Below are 15,910 nucleotides of genomic sequence, written 5' to 3' on the forward strand. Positions count from 1 at the left end.
AGTTAGTTGCCTAACTACGGATTGTGCATGATCATTCTGATCGGTCAACTGATCAACTTCTTAACTGATCAGCATTAGGCGAGCGTGCCGACTTTTTTTTTAGCTATTTTATAACGACTATTCGCGTGTCTGCCCTAAGTATCGTTTGGCTTTACTCGCTTTCACTTTATCTAAGTCGACAAGCACTAAACCATCGATGCAGTTATTAAACTCAGGATCGATGCTAAAACTTAAAAATTGTACGCCACCAGGTTCGCAAAGCTCTGTGTATTGTTTAAATAGGGTTGGGACTTGCGCGCCGATATTGGCAAGTACATGCTTAAGTTCAACAAAGTCTTCTTTAATATCATCCCCAGCAAATAACTGAGCACATTGCTTTTTTTGTGATTCGGTATGGCGATATTCATTCTTGGGGATAGCTAACACTTGTTTAGCACCATAATAATGCTGGTAATAATGAACGAGTAGTGATTTAGCTTGCTCGGGGAGTGCGTTAGATACGCTAACTGCGCCAAACAAATAGCGGTATTGCGGGTAGCGGTTCACAAATGCGCCAATGCCAAACCACAAATAGTCTAGGCTCTTTCTACCCCAGTATTTGGGTTGCACAAAGCTGCGACCAAGCTCAATGCCCTTTTCAAAATACGGCGCCATATCATCGCTGTAGCTAAATAGGCTGTCGGTATATAAACCTTTGCGGCCATGTTTTTCTATAATGTCTTGTGCGCAGGCAAGTCGGTATGCGCCGACTAGTTCAAGTTGCTTAGCATCCCACAGTACAAGGTGTTGATAATCCATGTCGTATTTATCTATATCTCGGCGTTTGCCACTGCCTTCACCGACTGCCCGAAACGCAATTTCACGTAGTCGCCCCAGTTCACGGAAAATCGGTGAGCTACCACAGTATTGATAAAAGTAAATTTTCATACCATCAGAGGTTTCTCCCAATAACTCACACTCTTCAATGGCTTTTTTAAGGTCTTTCGTTGCTTCTGGACTGGCAATAGGGGTTTGCGTTTTTAACGGCAGAGGCTTTTTTGTGATGAGTCGATACAACTGCTTTCTTATCAGCTGAGCTATTTCTTTGTCTTTTAAATTCTCGATTAAATATGACTCAGGTGGGATGGACGCGCCAATTTCAAACTCTAATGATTTTTGTCGTTGTTTAAACATCTCTTTGACTAACAGCAAACTGGCTAAGGGTTTGTAGATCATTGAGGTGCCGTAAAATAATGGGCTGTTTTTCGCTTTAATGTAAATAGGCAAAATAGGTGCGTTGGCTTTCTTTGCCATACGTAAAAAGCCAGTATTCCATTTACAGTCTTTAATACCAGTTGGACTTAAGCGTGACACCTCACCTGCAGGAAAGATTAATAACGCACCGTCTGATTTTAAATGCTTTTGGATATTAGCAAGTTCTTTCTTTTTACTTGTACCAGAGAGGTTATCAACGGGAAGGAGTAACGAGTGCATCGGAGTGATTGACATCAGCATGCGGTTTGCAACGACTTTTAAGTTAGGGCGTACACTTGATAAGACTTTGATTAGCGCTAATGCATCAAGAGAGCCGATAGGGTGGTTAGCGACAATAACGACATTACCTTCACTAGGAATATGTTCCATTTGCTTTGGCTTGTAGCGCGTGTCAAAGTCTAGCTCATCAAGTACTTGCTCTACAAACTCAAGTCCTTGTAAGTGTGGGTATGCATCACCAAAGGCAACAAACTCTTGCTCATGTAATAAATAACCCAGACCTTTCTTTACTAAGCCTTTTACTTTTGGTGAATTTTCTAACTGTGGTAAATTTGCTTCTATTACTTTATCAACACTGATCATACAAACCTCAAACATAAACGCATTCAGCGATGAGGTTAGGGTAAGAGTTCGCTGTGACAGTTAGGTTGCAGTTGTGTGACTTTTTAAAGAGCGCTTCGAGTACGAGGCAAAATGGAGAAGACAATGATTTTACTTGTAGCTGTAACAGGCCGAGATTGCAGCCAATTAATTGCCCGATTACAAGCGTTATTACCAGAGGTTGACGTGCAGCTTTGGTCTGAATGCACTGATTACCAAGCCGTGGAGTTTGTATTGGCTTGGAATGCCCCTGCTGATTTATGGCCTAAGCTGGTAAATTTAAAAGCGGTTTCTTCATTTGGGGCTGGCGTTGATAGCATCGACTTAACAAAGATAGCGGCGCACGTCCCCGTTGTTAGAATTGTTGATGATAATCTTGCAAATGATATGGCAGAGTACGTGCTGACCCATGTGTTGGCACACAAGCTGAGACTCAAAGAATATTATTTAAAACAATCAGCCAGTACTTGGAAGCCAAAGCGAGCGTATTCACATCAACATGTGGGTATTTTGGGTTATGGTGAACTAGGTAAAGTCTGTGCTAAGCGGTTACTCGCAAATGGCTTTAGAGTGAGTGCTTGGTCTAATAGTGAAAAACACGATGCTGAAGTAAGTACCTATTACACACAGCAGGGGTTAGATGACATGCTTGGTCAACTTGATTATCTCGTGTGCTTGCTGCCACTTAACCAACACACTCAGGGTATCATTAACAAATCACTGCTAAGTAAATTGCAAAATCATGCGGTGCTTATTAATGTTGCCAGAGGCAAGCATGTTGTCGATGAAGATTTGCTTGAAGCACTTGATAGTGAGCAATTACGCGGCGCTACCCTTGATGTGTTCAGCGAAGAGCCTTTACCTAAGTCGCATGCTTACTGGTCTCATGAAAAGGTGACCTTAACACCTCACTGTGCTGCATTGTCAGATTTAGAGACTGTGACTTTGCAAATTGCGGGTAATGTCAAAAGATTAATTGAAGGTAAAAATCTAATAAATCAGGTTGATAGAATAAAAGGTTATTGACAAATTACAAATTAGTTTAATATACACCTTGTTAACATCTGTAACTTTGCTATTCTGTTGTTGCTCAATAAAAAACAACAATAAAAAAGAGGCGTTATGAAATCTAATCAAGGTGGAGCTAAATTTAGTCTAGTCGTAGTGTCAGTAATCGTTCTTGGTGTTTCAGCATGGTTTAATCAAGCGAATGCGTCGGAGCAGCCAGCTCAGGCTATTGAAGTAAGCCAATCATAACCAACCAATCACAGTTAATATGTGCAGCATGTTTTTATGCTGCACTTCAATCACTTATTCTATTAACTTCTTTTTGAATGGATTTCTCTGTTCTCGTGTTTCTTCTCGTCTGACTTTTTAATCATCACATACGTCGCACCGCTACCACCATGATGCTTAAGGGCGCTATGAAAGGCTAAAACCGCTGGAATTTCTTGCAGCCACTTATTGGCATAGCTCTTTAAAATACCCGGCTGTGATTTATTTTTGATACCAATACCATGGCGAATTAGTACGACACGAATATTTCGTTTATGGCAGTCATCAATAAAATTAAAAAGCGTACTGCGCGCTCGTTGAAGAGGCTGACCATGCAAATCAAGCGTGGCATCGAGTTGATATTTAGCTAAGCGCAGATTTTTATATACTTGGCCTTGTACGCCATCTTTTTTAAATGCCAATATGGCATGAGGATCTAATAGCTCAACGAATTCAGTACGTAAATAGTTTTCATCAATTGCTAAATCACACTCAGCTGCTTTACGTTTTTCTTGTTGCGCTAAAGAAGGGCCCTGTTTCGTGGAATCAAATTGAACAGTGTCATGCTTAAGAGGTTTTACGTCTTCCATTGATGAGAGAAATAAGTCGAAGTCGTTTAATGACATAAGGTACCTCCAAATTAATTATACCCAAACCACCTCAAGGTGCGAGTTTCAGTTGGAATTAAAAGCGATTTAGGCAAGGCATTGATTGCAAATAATAGTGGTTCTATTGTTAAAATCAATAACGCAGTATAAATCGCTTTTAAACCAACCCTCTGGGCGTTTCACAGGCACTTACTCTCATCGTTGTTACTTCTTAAAAGGGACCACCATTCTTGCAAAGTAACGCCTTGATATTAAGCACCTGTGAAACGCTGAATTCTGCATCTTGAGGTGGCTTGGGTATATGTACGCCATTAATGGTATCTCAGTTCAATCATTTTGTAAGTAAAAAAAAGCCCAAGCAGAGGGCTGCTTGGGCATAAAAGCTGATAGATGGGATAGCCTATTCTATCAATTTATCTTAGGAGAAGATTAACCTTGATTGATATTCAATTGGCCAAATGTGTAGACCTTGAATAAATAAAATGTGTTGATCAACACCAAGCTCATATTTGAGATAACGCTTGATGACATCAGATCTAAACTAAACGATAAAAATAATAAACTACACGCGCTAATCGCTGCAAAACGCAGTAATGTAAGCTGGTTAATAAAAAATGCACCTAGTCCTAGTGCAAGTAACGTTAAGTTTAAAAGCCAATCTAGCTCGTTTAGCATGGTCGTATCTGATCGTGTCTGTGTTGAAAAAGGAGCGCCATTATGGTGATCTTTTACACAGCTTTCAACCAAGTAATTTTAAATTTTCGGATTAGATTTTTTAATCCATTATCAGCTTTTTCATGGCCGCAAAAAATCCACTTTGCTCTGTCACGCGATACTTCTGGCAGGTATCTGGTTTGCGCTTATCTTGGCACAGGTAAATAATGTTGCGGCTTAGGTCTGCACGGGGGCTGAGGGTTGAATCAAATAAGTTTGCACCATAGCCAAAAACCCCTGGCCAAAATATACTTTGTGAGACCATACCTAGCTTTTCATAAGTGATTAACACAGGTTTGGGCGTAATTAGCAGAATTAATACAACTGCTGCGAGCGCGTACCACCGTGTTTTACTTTTTTTAAGTTCGACTTCAGGAACGCTTTGCTGCGCAGCTTGTGCACGCGCTTGTTGCTGGGGGGATGGTCTTTGGCGCTTTGCTTGTGTTGGTTTTTTTCGTGCAGGTGTTTTACCAAGCAAAGATTGTTTTTTTATTTTATTAGACATAAAGCTTATCTGGCCTTTTAAACATAGGTCTCTATAATGAGATTATAACGAAGTTTTTGATATAATAGTCAAATTCAAATCACTTATAGCTTAAATGCGTTACACTCTACAGTGCAATGAGTGTTTATCTTCATAGTTTAAGAGGAATAGTATGGATACGCAGCTTTCAATTCTTATTGTGGACGACGTAGGCACAGTTCGCAGTTTTTTAAATCAAACATTAATGCACCTAGGTATCGATAATGTGCGTGAGGCTTCTACGGCCGCGCAGTGTTTAAGCGCATGTAAAGAAAAAGAGTTCAATATTATCTTTTTAGATATTGAATTACCCGATGGTGACGGCAAAGAGATTATCTCGCAAATCAACGAAATTTCGCCTGAAGCAAATGTGGTCATGGTTTCGGCTCATTCGACAGTAGAAAATGTTAAAGAGGCGATCGAAAAGGGGGCTAAAGGATTTGTTGTTAAACCTTTTACACCTAAGAAAATTGCAGCGATGCTGAAGAAGTTTTACCCTGAGCTGGAAATTGTCTAGCTAATTAATTTAATGAGGTAAATTGAGCGATTACTTTGTTAAATTCTAAATAAAAAAAAACCGGCATAAGCCGGTTTTTTATATATTCATCAAAAACAAATTATAGCGCTTTGATTTTAGCTGCTAAACGGCTCTTATGACGAGCTGCTTTGTTCTTGTGGATTAGACCTTTAGTTGCGTAACGGTCTAGGATAGGTGTTGCAACAGCGAATGCTGCTTGTGCAGCTTCTTTGTCGCCCGCTTCAATAGCAGTAACTACTTTTTTGAAGTAAGTACGCATCATTGAACGACGGCTTGCGTTATGTTGACGATTTTTTTCGCTCGTAATAGCGCGTTTTTTTGCAGACTTGATGTTAGCCAAGGTTTGCTCCTAACAATCTTAAAATAAGCTTAATTTAAAGGCCGTGGAATATGCCTGTTTTTATCATGAATGTCAACGAAATTTTGACATCTCAAGAAAAACTGCTCCTTATAACGAACATCAATTTGCCGCTTTAGCAGTTAATATCGCTATTGTAACAAAGGGTCGGGTTCGAGCCTAGTGCTTTAAAGATATTTTAGGCATAATCGCCCATCTTAGAAGTTTTTTGATAATGGGTTTAAGGTGGCAAAAGGATTATTTCGTTCTGGGATGATTGTTAGTGCAATGACGATGATCTCGCGTATTTTAGGGTTAGTGCGAGATGCTGTTGTGGCAAATCTGCTAGGTGCCAGTGCTGCTGCGGATGTGTTTTTGTTTGCCAATCGAATTCCTAACTTTTTAAGACGTTTGTTTGCCGAAGGAGCCTTTGCCCAAGCTTTTGTGCCGGTTTTATCTGAGATAAAAGAACAACAAGGCGATGATAAAGTCAGGCTGTTTGTTGCTCAAGCTGCCGGTACGTTAGGTACTATTTTATTAATTGTCACCTTGTTTGGGGTGATTGCTTCCCCTGTGATAGCGGCCTTATTCGGAACTGGCTGGTTTATCGATTGGTGGCAAGGAGGCGAAAATGGCGAAAAGTTCGTGCTTGCCAGTGCACTGTTAAAACTGACTTTCCCTTATTTATTTTTTGTGAGCCTGGTTGCCCTGAGTGGTGCGGTTATGAACGTATATAATCGCTTTGCTGTGGCTGCATTTACGCCTGTGCTGTTGAATGTGTCAATTATCACGTGTGCTGTTTTTCTACACGATAAATTTTCAGTGGGAGCATATGCGCTTGCCATCGGCGTGTTTGTAGGGGGCTTAGTACAGTTATTGTTCCAGTTGCCATTTTTGTATCGTGCCCGTATGTTGAGCCGGCCTAAATGGGGCTGGCAAGATGAAAACGTTAAGAAAGTCCGAAAACTTATGCTGCCAGCCTTGTTTGGCGTGTCTATCAGTCAAATAAACCTGTTACTCGACACCATGATCGCCTCTATGTTGATGACCGGCTCTATCGCGTGGCTCTACTACTCAGACCGTTTAATTGAGTTTCCTCTTGGCTTATTCGGTATCGGTATAGCAACGGTCATATTGCCTGCATTGTCTAAGTTACATAGCACCAATAGCACAAAAGATTTTCAACTAACCCTCGACTGGGGGGTGAGGTTTGTTATTTTCTTAGGCTTGCCAGCCATGTTTGGCTTAATGGTGATAAGCCCGCTCATTATTACGGTTTTATTTGATCATGGTGCGTTTCAAAACGGTGAAATTGATCATGTAAAAGCGGTAAGTTACGGTGTGATGGCCTACTCAGTGGGACTGGTTAGCTTTATGTTAATCAAGGTGTTAGCTCCGGGTTTTTATTCACGTCAAGATACTAAAACACCGGTAAAAATAGGCATTAAAACACTGGTGTTAAATATGGTGTTTAACATTATGCTAGCGCCCTTTATTGGCTATTTGGGGTTAGCGTTAGCAACCGCGATGTCGGCCAGTTGTAATGCCTATTTGTTGTACCATCAACTACGTAAAGAAGGCGTTTATCAGTTTTCTGCGATGAGCCTTGGTTTCACCTTTAAGTGTTTGTTTTCAAGTTTATTAATGGCTGCTGCAGTGTGGTATGTTGGCCAGCAATTTGCGTGGAAAACATGGTACTTTACTGAACAAGTACTGCTGTTGAGTGGGTTATTAGTGCTGGCTGTTTTTGTTTACTTTGCGGCCTTATTCATTTTAGGTGTGCGACTAAATACGATAAAAAGTGTTGCAACTACTGAATCAAACTAAAAAAAAGATTATAATCGGCGCTTCAAGCCCGATATCAATGTTTTGGGCTCGCTGATAAAGGCAAAAAGGTGGCATGGAGTTAATTAGAGGTATTCACAATATTCGCGCGCAGCATTATGGCTGTGTGTTGACCATTGGTAATTTTGATGGCGTGCACTTAGGTCATGCAGAAGTGATTAAAGGCTTGCTGCAAGACGCAGAAAAGCATCAATTGCCAAGTACCGTGATGTTATTTGAGCCTCAGCCACAAGAGTTTTTTGCTAAAGATAATGCACCCGCGCGTTTAACTCGACTACGTGATAAGCTCAGTTTGCTTGCTAAATTAGGCGTGGAGCGAGTGATTTGCATTAGCTTTAATCAGCAATTTGCCAACATGGAAGCAGAACAGTTTGTCAGCCAAGTATTAGTTGAAAAGCTAGGCGTTAAAGCATTAACTGTTGGTGATGACTTTTGTTTTGGCAAACGTCGTCGTGGCGATTTTGCGTTACTAAAAACCATGGGCGCTGAGCTGAACATGGATGTGAAAAGTACTGCAAGTTTTCGCAGACTCAATGATAGAGTAAGTAGTACCCTTATTCGCCATGCGCTTGCTGCAGGGCAATTAGAAGATGCAAAAACTATGTTAGGTCATGGTTATGCGATTTCTGGACGTGTTATTCATGGCTGGGCGAAAGGTCGTGAATTAGGGTTCAGAACCGCCAATATAGCTCTAAAACGCCAAGTATGCCCTGTAAATGGGGTATTTGCGGTTCGAGCAAAAGTTGGTGATAAAGAATTATATGGGGTTGCAAATATTGGCAACAAACCCACATTTAATGGAACACGCGCATTGTTAGAAGTCCATCTTTTCGACTTTGCGCAAGACATTTACGGACAATTTATGCACGTGGAGCTAATTAAAAAGCTTCGCGATGAGAAAAAATTCGAGACATTAACACAACTGACGGCGCAGATTGCAGATGATGTAACCGCCGCTAAGCAGTGTTTTGGTTTAAATTAGGTAGCCGATACGGAAAGTAGGATTAATGAGCGACTACAAACATACTTTGAATTTACCGGAAACAGCGTTTCCAATGCGCGGCAATTTGGCACAACGTGAACCAAAGATGCTTAAGACATGGTATGAAGACGATCTTTACGGTCAAATTCGCAGCGCTAAAAAAGGTAAAAAAACCTTCATTTTGCATGACGGTCCTCCGTATGCAAACGGTGATATCCATTTAGGCCACTCGGTAAACAAAATTCTTAAAGATATTATTGTTAAGTCAAAAACTTTGTCTGACTTCGACGCACCTTACGTGCCGGGTTGGGACTGTCACGGTTTACCAATTGAATTAATGGTTGAAAAGAAAGTAGGCAAGCCAGGTGTGAAGGTATCTGCTGCTGAGTTCCGTGAAAAATGTCGCGCATACGCAAAAAAACAAGTCGAAGGTCAAAAAACAGACTTTAAACGTCTTGGTGTATTTGGTGACTGGGACAAGCCTTACTTAACAATGAACTTTGACTTTGAAGCGAATGCAATTCGTGTACTTGGTCGCATCATTAAAAATGGTCACTTACACAAAGGTGCTAAGCCTGTTCACTGGTGTACAGATTGTGGTTCAGCACTTGCTGAAGCGGAAGTTGAATACCAAGATAAACAGTCTCCAGCAATCGATGTGCGTTTTCAGTTTGCTGATCAAGATGCTGTAATCAATGCGTTTGAACTTGCTGAAGGCCATGAAGGTATAGGTGCAGTTAGTACAGTTATCTGGACAACAACACCTTGGACATTACCAGCTAACCGTGCAGTAGCGGTTCACGAAAAGCTTGAATATGCCCTTGTTCAAATTGATGACGAAGGTGCGCAGCAACGTCTAATTTTAGGTTCTGAGCTAGTAAAAGATGCAATGGACCGTTATGGCTTCAAACATTACCACGTACTCGGTTATGTAAAAGGTGCTGCACTTGAGAACTTACAGGTTGCTCACCCATTCTATGACTTCACAGTGCCTGTGATTGTTGCTGATCACGTAACGACTGATTCTGGTACTGGTGTTGTTCATACTGCACCTGGTCATGGTCAAGAGGATTTCGCGGCAGGTCTTGCTTATGGTTTAGAAGTAGCTAACCCAGTTGGTGCTAACGGTGTTTACTTACCTGACACACCAATCTTTGCAGGTCAGCACGTATTTAAAGCGAATGCGAGCGTTATTGACGTATTAACTGAAAACAATGCGTTATTGCATCATCATGCGCTTACGCACAGCTACCCACATTGTTGGCGTCACAAAACACCTATTATCTTCCGTGCTACGCCACAGTGGTTCGTAAGTATGGACCAAGCTAACCTTCGTCAAGATTCATTAAGCGAAATCAAAAAGACTGAGTGGTTACCGGAGTGGGGCGAGAGCCGCATTGCAAATATGGTTGAAGGCCGTCCTGATTGGTGTATTTCACGTCAACGTACATGGGGTGTGCCAATTGCATTATTCGTTGATAAAGACACTGGTGCGCTTCACCCGAATACACAAGAGCTTATCGAAGAAGCTGCGAAATTGGTTGAAAAATCAGGTATTCAAGCTTGGTATGACTTAGACCCAGCTACTTTACTTGGCGATGACGCTGAGCAATACATGAAAGTACAAGATACGCTAGATGTATGGTTTGACTCAGGTGTGACTCACGCATGTGTGGTTGATGCACGTGAAGATTTAACCGGTCCTGCTGATCTTTACTTAGAAGGTTCTGACCAACACCGTGGTTGGTTTATGTCGTCAATGATGACATCGGTTGCTATCAATGGTCATGCGCCATATAAACAAGTGCTAACACATGGTTTCACGGTTGATGAAAATGGCCGTAAGATGTCTAAATCATTAGGCAACGTAATTTCGCCACAAAACGTGATGAACAAACTAGGTGCTGACATCTTACGTTTATGGGTTGCATCAACTGACTTTACAGCTGAAATGACTGTATCTGATGAAATCTTTAAACGTTCAGCTGACCGTTATCGTCGTATTCGTAACACGAGCCGTTACTTACTTGCGAACCTAAATGGTTTTGATCCTAAAACGGATCAAGTCGCCATCGAAGACATGGTTGAGCTTGACCGTTGGATTGTTGGTCGTGCAGCTGAGCTTCAAGATGAAATCTTAGCGGCTTATGACAAGTATCAAATGTTGCTTGTGACGCAAAAGCTAATGAACTTCTGTACTGGTGAACTTGGTTCGTTCTACCTAGACGTAATCAAAGATCGTCAATATACAGCGAAAAGCGACAGCCACGCGCGTCGTTCATGTCAAACTGCGCTTTACCACATTGCCGAAGCAATGACGCGTTGGATGGCACCGATTTTAAGCTTCACCGCGCAAGAAATTTGGGAAGCATTACCAGGTGAGCGTGACAAATTTGTATTCACTTCAGTGTGGTACGATGGCTTACAAGCATCTTCACAAGGTAAATTCAGCAACGATGATTGGTTAACAATCCTTAATGTTCGTGATGAAGTAAACCGTGTACTGGAAGCAGCTCGTAAAGAAGAAGTTATTGGTGCAACTCTACAAGCAAACGTAAGTATTTACGCAGGTGAAGAGCTAAGCGCGAAACTAGCTGCATTAGGTGATGAGTTACGCTTTGTATTATTAACTTCAGGCGTAACTGTTGAAACTGTGACAGCACAGCCAGAAGATACGCAAGCGACAGAAATCGATGGTTTATTCATTAAAGTTGCTGCAACATCCGCTGAAAAGTGTGAGCGTTGTTGGCATTACTGTGATGATGTAGGTGCTGATCCTGCTCACCCTGAAATCTGTGGCCGTTGTGTAAGCAATGTTGATGGCGATGGTGAACAGCGTCAGTTCGCATAGGAGTTGTTTGTGAGCAAACTAGCCGGAAAAAGTGGCTTGGTTTGGTTATGGCTTAGTCTACTACTTTTGGTAGTAGACTATGCGACAAAGTCACTTGTCGTTAGTACCATGGCCTACGAAGAGTCGATAGATATTCTGCCGTTCTTTAATTTCACTTATGTACATAACTATGGTGCAGCCTTCAGCTTTTTAAGTGATTCAGGTGGTTGGCAGCGCTGGTTCTTTAGTTTGATTGCAGTGTCGATCAGTGTGCTTTTAGTGTGGTGGCTTAAACGCTTACCAGCGTCGAACAAGGTGTTATGCTCTGCTTATGCGTTAGTGTTAGCTGGTGCAATTGGCAATTTATATGACCGCATCGCTTATGGCTATGTCATTGACTTCCTGCATGTATATTACGAAAACTGGCACTTTCCTGTTTTTAATATTGCCGATTGTGCAATTTGTATCGGTGCCGCATTACTTTTATTTGATGCCTTCACAGGCGAAAGTCCTAAGGAGCAACAAGCATGAGCCAAGCTGTAATTGGTGAAAACTCTGAAGTGATCTTTCATTTCTCAATTAAGTTAGAAGACGGCTCAGCAGCCGATTCAACTAAGGTACATAATAAACCTGCAAAATTGCGAATGGGTGATGGTAGCCTGACAGCAAACTTTGAAAAGTGTTTACTTGGTTTATCTGCTGGTGACAGTAAGTCATTTGCATTAGAGCCAGAAGATGCATTTGGTCAACCAAATCCAGATAACATTTATTATGTTGATCGCAGCAAGTTTGGTGCAGACACTCCTGCTGAAGTAGGTAATATCATTGCCTTTACTCAGCCTGATGGCACTGAGCTTCCGGGTCTTGTTCGTGAAGTTCAAGGTGACTCAGTCACGATTGACTTTAACCACCCTCTTGCAGGGCAGCGCTTAACCTTTGAAGTTGATATTTTAGAGGTAACAGGTTAATGGACATTTTATTAGCGAATCCACGTGGCTTTTGCGCGGGTGTAGACCGTGCAATTAGCATTGTGGAGCGTGCACTGGATATCTTTGAAAAGCCAATTTATGTGCGCCATGAAGTCGTTCACAACAGATATGTTGTTGATGGCTTAAAAAATCGCGGTGCTGTGTTTGTTGAAGAGCTAGACCAGGTTCCTGACGACAGCATTGTTATCTTCAGTGCGCATGGTGTTTCGCAAGCTGTTCGTAGTGAAGCAAAGCGACGTGACCTTAAAGTGTTTGATGCAACCTGCCCACTGGTAACAAAGGTGCATATGGAAGTTACACGCGCTAGCCGTAAAGGCACTGAGTGTGTGCTAATTGGTCACCATGGCCATCCAGAAGTAGAAGGCACAATGGGGCAGTACGACAACGAAGCAGGTGGTATTTACTTAGTAGAAACTCCTGAAGATGTTGCTGACCTAACGGTTAAAAACCCTGAAAACCTGTTTTACTGTAGCCAAACGACGTTATCTGTAGATGATACGGCAGATGTGATTGATGCACTTCGTACTAAGTTTCCGGCGATTGATGGCCCGCGTAAAGATGACATTTGTTATGCTACGCAGAACCGTCAAGATGCAGTTCGAGATTTAGCAGATAAAGTGGATGTACTGCTTGTAGTGGGGGCTAAAAATAGCTCTAACTCAAATCGTTTACGTGAACTTGCTGACAAAATGGGCACCACTGCTTATTTAATTGATGATGCGAGTAATGTTGAAGCGGATTGGTTTAACAGTGTAAATGCCGTGGGTGTAACTGCAGGTGCATCTGCACCAGAAGTTTTAGTTCAACAGGTTATTACTCGTCTAAAAGAATTGGGTGGTAATCAAGTTGTTGAAAATCCTGGTGAAGAAGAGAACATAGTATTTGCCGTTCCTGTTGAGCTACGCTAATCTAAGCAAATAGTAGTCAACAGTTAAAAGAGGAGCCCATGAGCAAACAGCCTAATTCTAACGGCTTGCTGATTGCGGCTCTTTTTCAATCTCGTGGTGTCCTTGCCACACTGATCGTCAGCCAAGTCATCGCTATTTTGCTCGCCTTCTCACCCATGAGCTTAGGTGATGTTTGGTTACGCCTTGCTATATTTAGTTGCTTTCTACATCTAATCTTTCTTTCAAGCTTATCGCTACTGTATGTGTGCCGAGCCTTACTTACAAAGCTGTCGCACCCTAAACAGTTATTCATTCTGATATCCACTTTACTGGCATTAACATCTGTTTTTAGCTGGCTGTTTTTGTCTGTGTTTTCAGATGTGTTCGCTATGGAGTCGAGAGCTCACTTTATTGTCAGTAATTTACTGATCATATTTTTGGTCACCGCGTTGTTCAGCCAATTCCTGCTTATTCATAATCAAAAAGAGCAACAAACGAAAGCGTTAGCGCAGGCTGAACTTGATGCATTACAAGCAAGAATACGCCCTCACTTTTTGTTTAATAGTTTAAACACTGCTGCTGAGCTTACCCACTATGATGCTGAGGCGGCTGAACAAGCAATTTTGGCGCTGGCGGCGCTGTCGCAGGCCGCAATGCGCAGCGGTAAAGCCATAAAGCTTGCTGATGAAATCACTTTATGCCAGCAGTATGTGGCACTTGAACGTTGGCGCTATGGCGAACGCCTAGCATTAAGCTGGAAATTGCCTGGTGAGTTGCCAGACATTGATATACCGTGTTTAACAATACAGCCGATTATTGAAAATGCTGTATTTTATGGCGTCGAGCCAGCAGAACAAGGCAATATTTCTGTTGAAATGCATCAATCGGATAAAGCTTATACCTTTATTATAATGAATCCTGTAGCTGCAGAAGTGAATAACTCACGAACAGGAAATGGGATGGCACTGGATAATATCCGCCAACGTTTGGCGCTTTTCTATCAACAAAAAGCACAGCTGACGACCACAATTCGTGATGATGTATTTAGAGTGAAGCTGGTAATACCAAAGCAGAGGAATGCATGATAAAAGTTTTGATTGCTGATGATGAACCACTAGCAAGGGCACGTATAAAACGTTTATTAGCTGCAAATGAGGGTTGCACTATTGTTGGTGAAGCAAGTAATGGTGAGCAAGCAATTGAACTTTGTAAGCAACTACAGCCCGATTTAGTGATGCTTGATATTAATATGCCTAAGCAGTCCGGCCTTGAGGTGGCTGCAGAGCTAAAACAGTTTTCGATCCCGCCTGCAGTTATGTTTTTAACGGCCCATTCAGAACATGCTCTAACTGCATTTGAGCTCGCTGTTGATGGCTATCTAGTTAAACCTGTGTCTGAGCAGGCATTAACCAAAGCAATGACGCAACTGAGTAAATTAAACCGTACTCAAGTAACCGCCCCCGAAAATAACTACATTAGTTATCAACTTGCAGGTGTAATACGACGAGTTAATGTAGATGATGTGGTTTGCTGTATCGCAGAGCAAAAATATACCCGAGTAGTGTTTTTTGAAGGTGAGGCACTTGTTGAGCAAAGTTTAAAGCAACTAGAGCAAAGCTATCCGCTGCAGCTACTTAGAATTCATCGAAATACCCTTGTGAATAAGCAACATATTGTTAGCCTTAATACTCCATCTTCAGGTGGGCATACAGTTACGATGAAGCAGTTTGAAGAGCCTTTGGCAGTTAGTCGCCGAGAGCTAAAAAATGTTAAAGCTGTAATGGGTAAATAATAAAAATCTACATTGCTGCATCTCATCTTCAATAATTACTTTCTTTATTAGTCATTATCTAACTTTGAGTAAGGTTAAGTACCGTTTATCGCGCATTTTGACCGCTCGTCCATATACAGGTTGTTATTTATTTGTGCCGTAATACTCTTAATGTATGTAAAAGTATCCATGAAACTTACCATGATTAAACATTCTGAGCAGCAAGGCTTTACCCTTATAGAAGTACTTATTGCCTTTGTTATTTTAAGCTTTGGTTTATTAGGCGCGGTGGCCCTGCAAGCAAAAGCGAAGCAGGCAAGCTTTGATTCTATGCAGCGTGCAGCTGCTGTAGCTCTAGGTAATGACATTATCCAGCGTATGCGAGCGAACGACTCACCTGGCTTTGCAGCGTTATATAATGGCACTTTCGATAGTGATACAGCTCTAAATACGAGTTTGAGTTGCTATAACTCAGCATGTAGTGCTCAGCAATTGGCAGAATTAGATAAACAACAGTGGGTGCGTGCAATTCAGGCTCGTGAAAACACTGGCGCTTTAGACGATGCAACTGTGTGCATTAGTAGTACTCCCGTTGCTGCAGGCAATGCCAGTGAGTTTAATATTGAGGTTGTGATCAGTTGGCAAGGCCGTCAAGAACTTAGTGCTAATAAAGATACCGCTGCAATTGATTGTGGTTCTAAAGGTGATAAGCGACGTTTGATTGTTCTACAAAGCTATATTTATTTAAGGTCTTGAT

The 15,910-nt window shown here is 41.7% G+C and carries 17 protein-coding genes; 12 read left to right on the forward strand and 5 right to left on the reverse strand.

Going from position 1 to position 15,910, the window contains the following annotated elements; genetic code table 11:
- Positions 1–117: 117 nt before the first annotated feature.
- Positions 118–1,836 carry a lysophospholipid acyltransferase family protein gene (locus tag HUS62_RS15225; protein ID WP_175080194.1) on the reverse strand — a complete coding sequence of 573 codons (1,719 nt, stop codon included), beginning with the start codon at positions 1,834–1,836 and terminating at the stop codon, positions 118–120.
- A gap of 123 nt (positions 1,837–1,959) precedes the next feature.
- On the opposite strand from HUS62_RS15225, the gene HUS62_RS15230 reads away from it, so the two are divergent.
- Both HUS62_RS15230 and HUS62_RS23155 read left to right on the forward strand, forming a co-directional pair.
- Complete coding sequence (locus tag HUS62_RS15230) at positions 1,960–2,880, forward strand: glyoxylate/hydroxypyruvate reductase A (protein WP_175080195.1); 921 nt, start codon at positions 1,960–1,962, stop codon at positions 2,878–2,880.
- A gap of 96 nt (positions 2,881–2,976) precedes the next feature.
- The gene (locus tag HUS62_RS23155; RefSeq protein WP_258535966.1) at positions 2,977–3,111 is read left to right on the forward strand and encodes a hypothetical protein; all 135 of its coding nucleotides are present in this window, start codon (positions 2,977–2,979) and stop codon (positions 3,109–3,111) included.
- Between the two features lie 62 nt (positions 3,112–3,173).
- Here HUS62_RS23155 and smrA read toward each other — a convergent pair whose 3' ends face one another.
- The 3 genes from smrA to HUS62_RS15245 form a co-directional block, all read right to left on the reverse strand.
- Positions 3,174–3,755, reverse strand: coding sequence for a DNA endonuclease SmrA (gene smrA, locus HUS62_RS15235; protein ID WP_175080196.1), 582 nt, complete (start codon positions 3,753–3,755; stop codon positions 3,174–3,176).
- A 411-nt stretch (positions 3,756–4,166) separates the two neighbouring features.
- Positions 4,167–4,412: a hypothetical protein gene (locus HUS62_RS15240; protein ID WP_054551958.1), complete on the reverse strand. Its 246-nt coding sequence runs from the start codon at positions 4,410–4,412 to the stop codon at positions 4,167–4,169.
- Positions 4,413–4,512: 100 nt separating this feature from the next.
- Positions 4,513–4,956 carry a hypothetical protein gene (locus HUS62_RS15245; protein WP_175080197.1) on the reverse strand — a complete coding sequence of 148 codons (444 nt, stop codon included), beginning with the start codon at positions 4,954–4,956 and terminating at the stop codon, positions 4,513–4,515.
- Between the two features lie 151 nt (positions 4,957–5,107).
- On the opposite strand from HUS62_RS15245, the gene HUS62_RS15250 reads away from it, so the two are divergent.
- A complete protein-coding gene (locus tag HUS62_RS15250; RefSeq protein WP_054561914.1) occupies positions 5,108–5,491 on the forward strand; it encodes a response regulator in 384 nt (127 codons plus the stop codon).
- A gap of 100 nt (positions 5,492–5,591) precedes the next feature.
- Here the strand turns inward: HUS62_RS15250 and rpsT are convergent, their stop codons facing one another.
- Positions 5,592–5,852, reverse strand: a complete 261-nt coding sequence (gene rpsT, locus HUS62_RS15255) for a 30S ribosomal protein S20 (RefSeq protein WP_054561913.1) — start codon at positions 5,850–5,852, stop codon at positions 5,592–5,594.
- A 243-nt stretch (positions 5,853–6,095) separates the two neighbouring features.
- Here rpsT and murJ point away from each other — a divergent pair, with 243 nt between their 5' ends.
- From murJ to pilV, 9 genes are all read left to right on the forward strand, one after another.
- Positions 6,096–7,676 carry a murein biosynthesis integral membrane protein MurJ gene (gene murJ, locus HUS62_RS15260; RefSeq protein ID WP_282658478.1) on the forward strand — a complete coding sequence of 527 codons (1,581 nt, stop codon included), beginning with the start codon at positions 6,096–6,098 and terminating at the stop codon, positions 7,674–7,676.
- Between the two features lie 73 nt (positions 7,677–7,749).
- On the forward strand, positions 7,750–8,676 hold the full coding sequence (gene ribF, locus HUS62_RS15265) for a bifunctional riboflavin kinase/FAD synthetase (RefSeq protein ID WP_062564282.1): 927 nt from the start codon (positions 7,750–7,752) through the stop codon (positions 8,674–8,676).
- 25 nt (positions 8,677–8,701) lie between these two features.
- A complete protein-coding gene (gene ileS, locus HUS62_RS15270; RefSeq protein ID WP_175080198.1) occupies positions 8,702–11,527 on the forward strand; it encodes an isoleucine--tRNA ligase in 2,826 nt (941 codons plus the stop codon).
- Between the two features lie 9 nt (positions 11,528–11,536).
- Positions 11,537–12,037, forward strand: a complete 501-nt coding sequence (gene lspA / locus HUS62_RS15275) for a signal peptidase II (protein WP_054561910.1) — start codon at positions 11,537–11,539, stop codon at positions 12,035–12,037.
- Complete coding sequence (fkpB, locus tag HUS62_RS15280) at positions 12,034–12,474, forward strand: FKBP-type peptidyl-prolyl cis-trans isomerase (RefSeq protein WP_058585475.1); 441 nt, start codon at positions 12,034–12,036, stop codon at positions 12,472–12,474. Before lspA ends, fkpB begins: the two co-directional genes overlap by 4 nt.
- Positions 12,474–13,403 (forward strand): 4-hydroxy-3-methylbut-2-enyl diphosphate reductase, encoded by a 930-nt coding sequence (gene ispH / locus HUS62_RS15285; RefSeq protein WP_175080199.1) that lies wholly within the window; start codon positions 12,474–12,476, stop codon positions 13,401–13,403. The genes fkpB and ispH overlap by 1 nt, the downstream gene beginning before the upstream one ends.
- Positions 13,404–13,441: 38 nt before the next feature.
- Positions 13,442–14,467, forward strand: a complete 1,026-nt coding sequence (locus HUS62_RS15290) for a sensor histidine kinase (RefSeq protein WP_175080200.1) — start codon at positions 13,442–13,444, stop codon at positions 14,465–14,467.
- Positions 14,464–15,174, forward strand: a complete 711-nt coding sequence (locus HUS62_RS15295; protein WP_220095046.1) for a LytTR family DNA-binding domain-containing protein — start codon at positions 14,464–14,466, stop codon at positions 15,172–15,174. The genes HUS62_RS15290 and HUS62_RS15295 overlap by 4 nt, the downstream gene beginning before the upstream one ends.
- A gap of 180 nt (positions 15,175–15,354) precedes the next feature.
- Complete coding sequence (gene pilV, locus HUS62_RS15300; protein ID WP_062564361.1) at positions 15,355–15,909, forward strand: type IV pilus modification protein PilV; 555 nt, start codon at positions 15,355–15,357, stop codon at positions 15,907–15,909.
- The last annotated feature ends 1 nt before the right edge of the window (position 15,910 follow it).

The sequence above is a fragment of the Pseudoalteromonas sp. 0303 genome (genome assembly GCF_013349995.1).
Classification (GTDB): domain Bacteria; phylum Pseudomonadota; class Gammaproteobacteria; order Enterobacterales; family Alteromonadaceae; genus Pseudoalteromonas.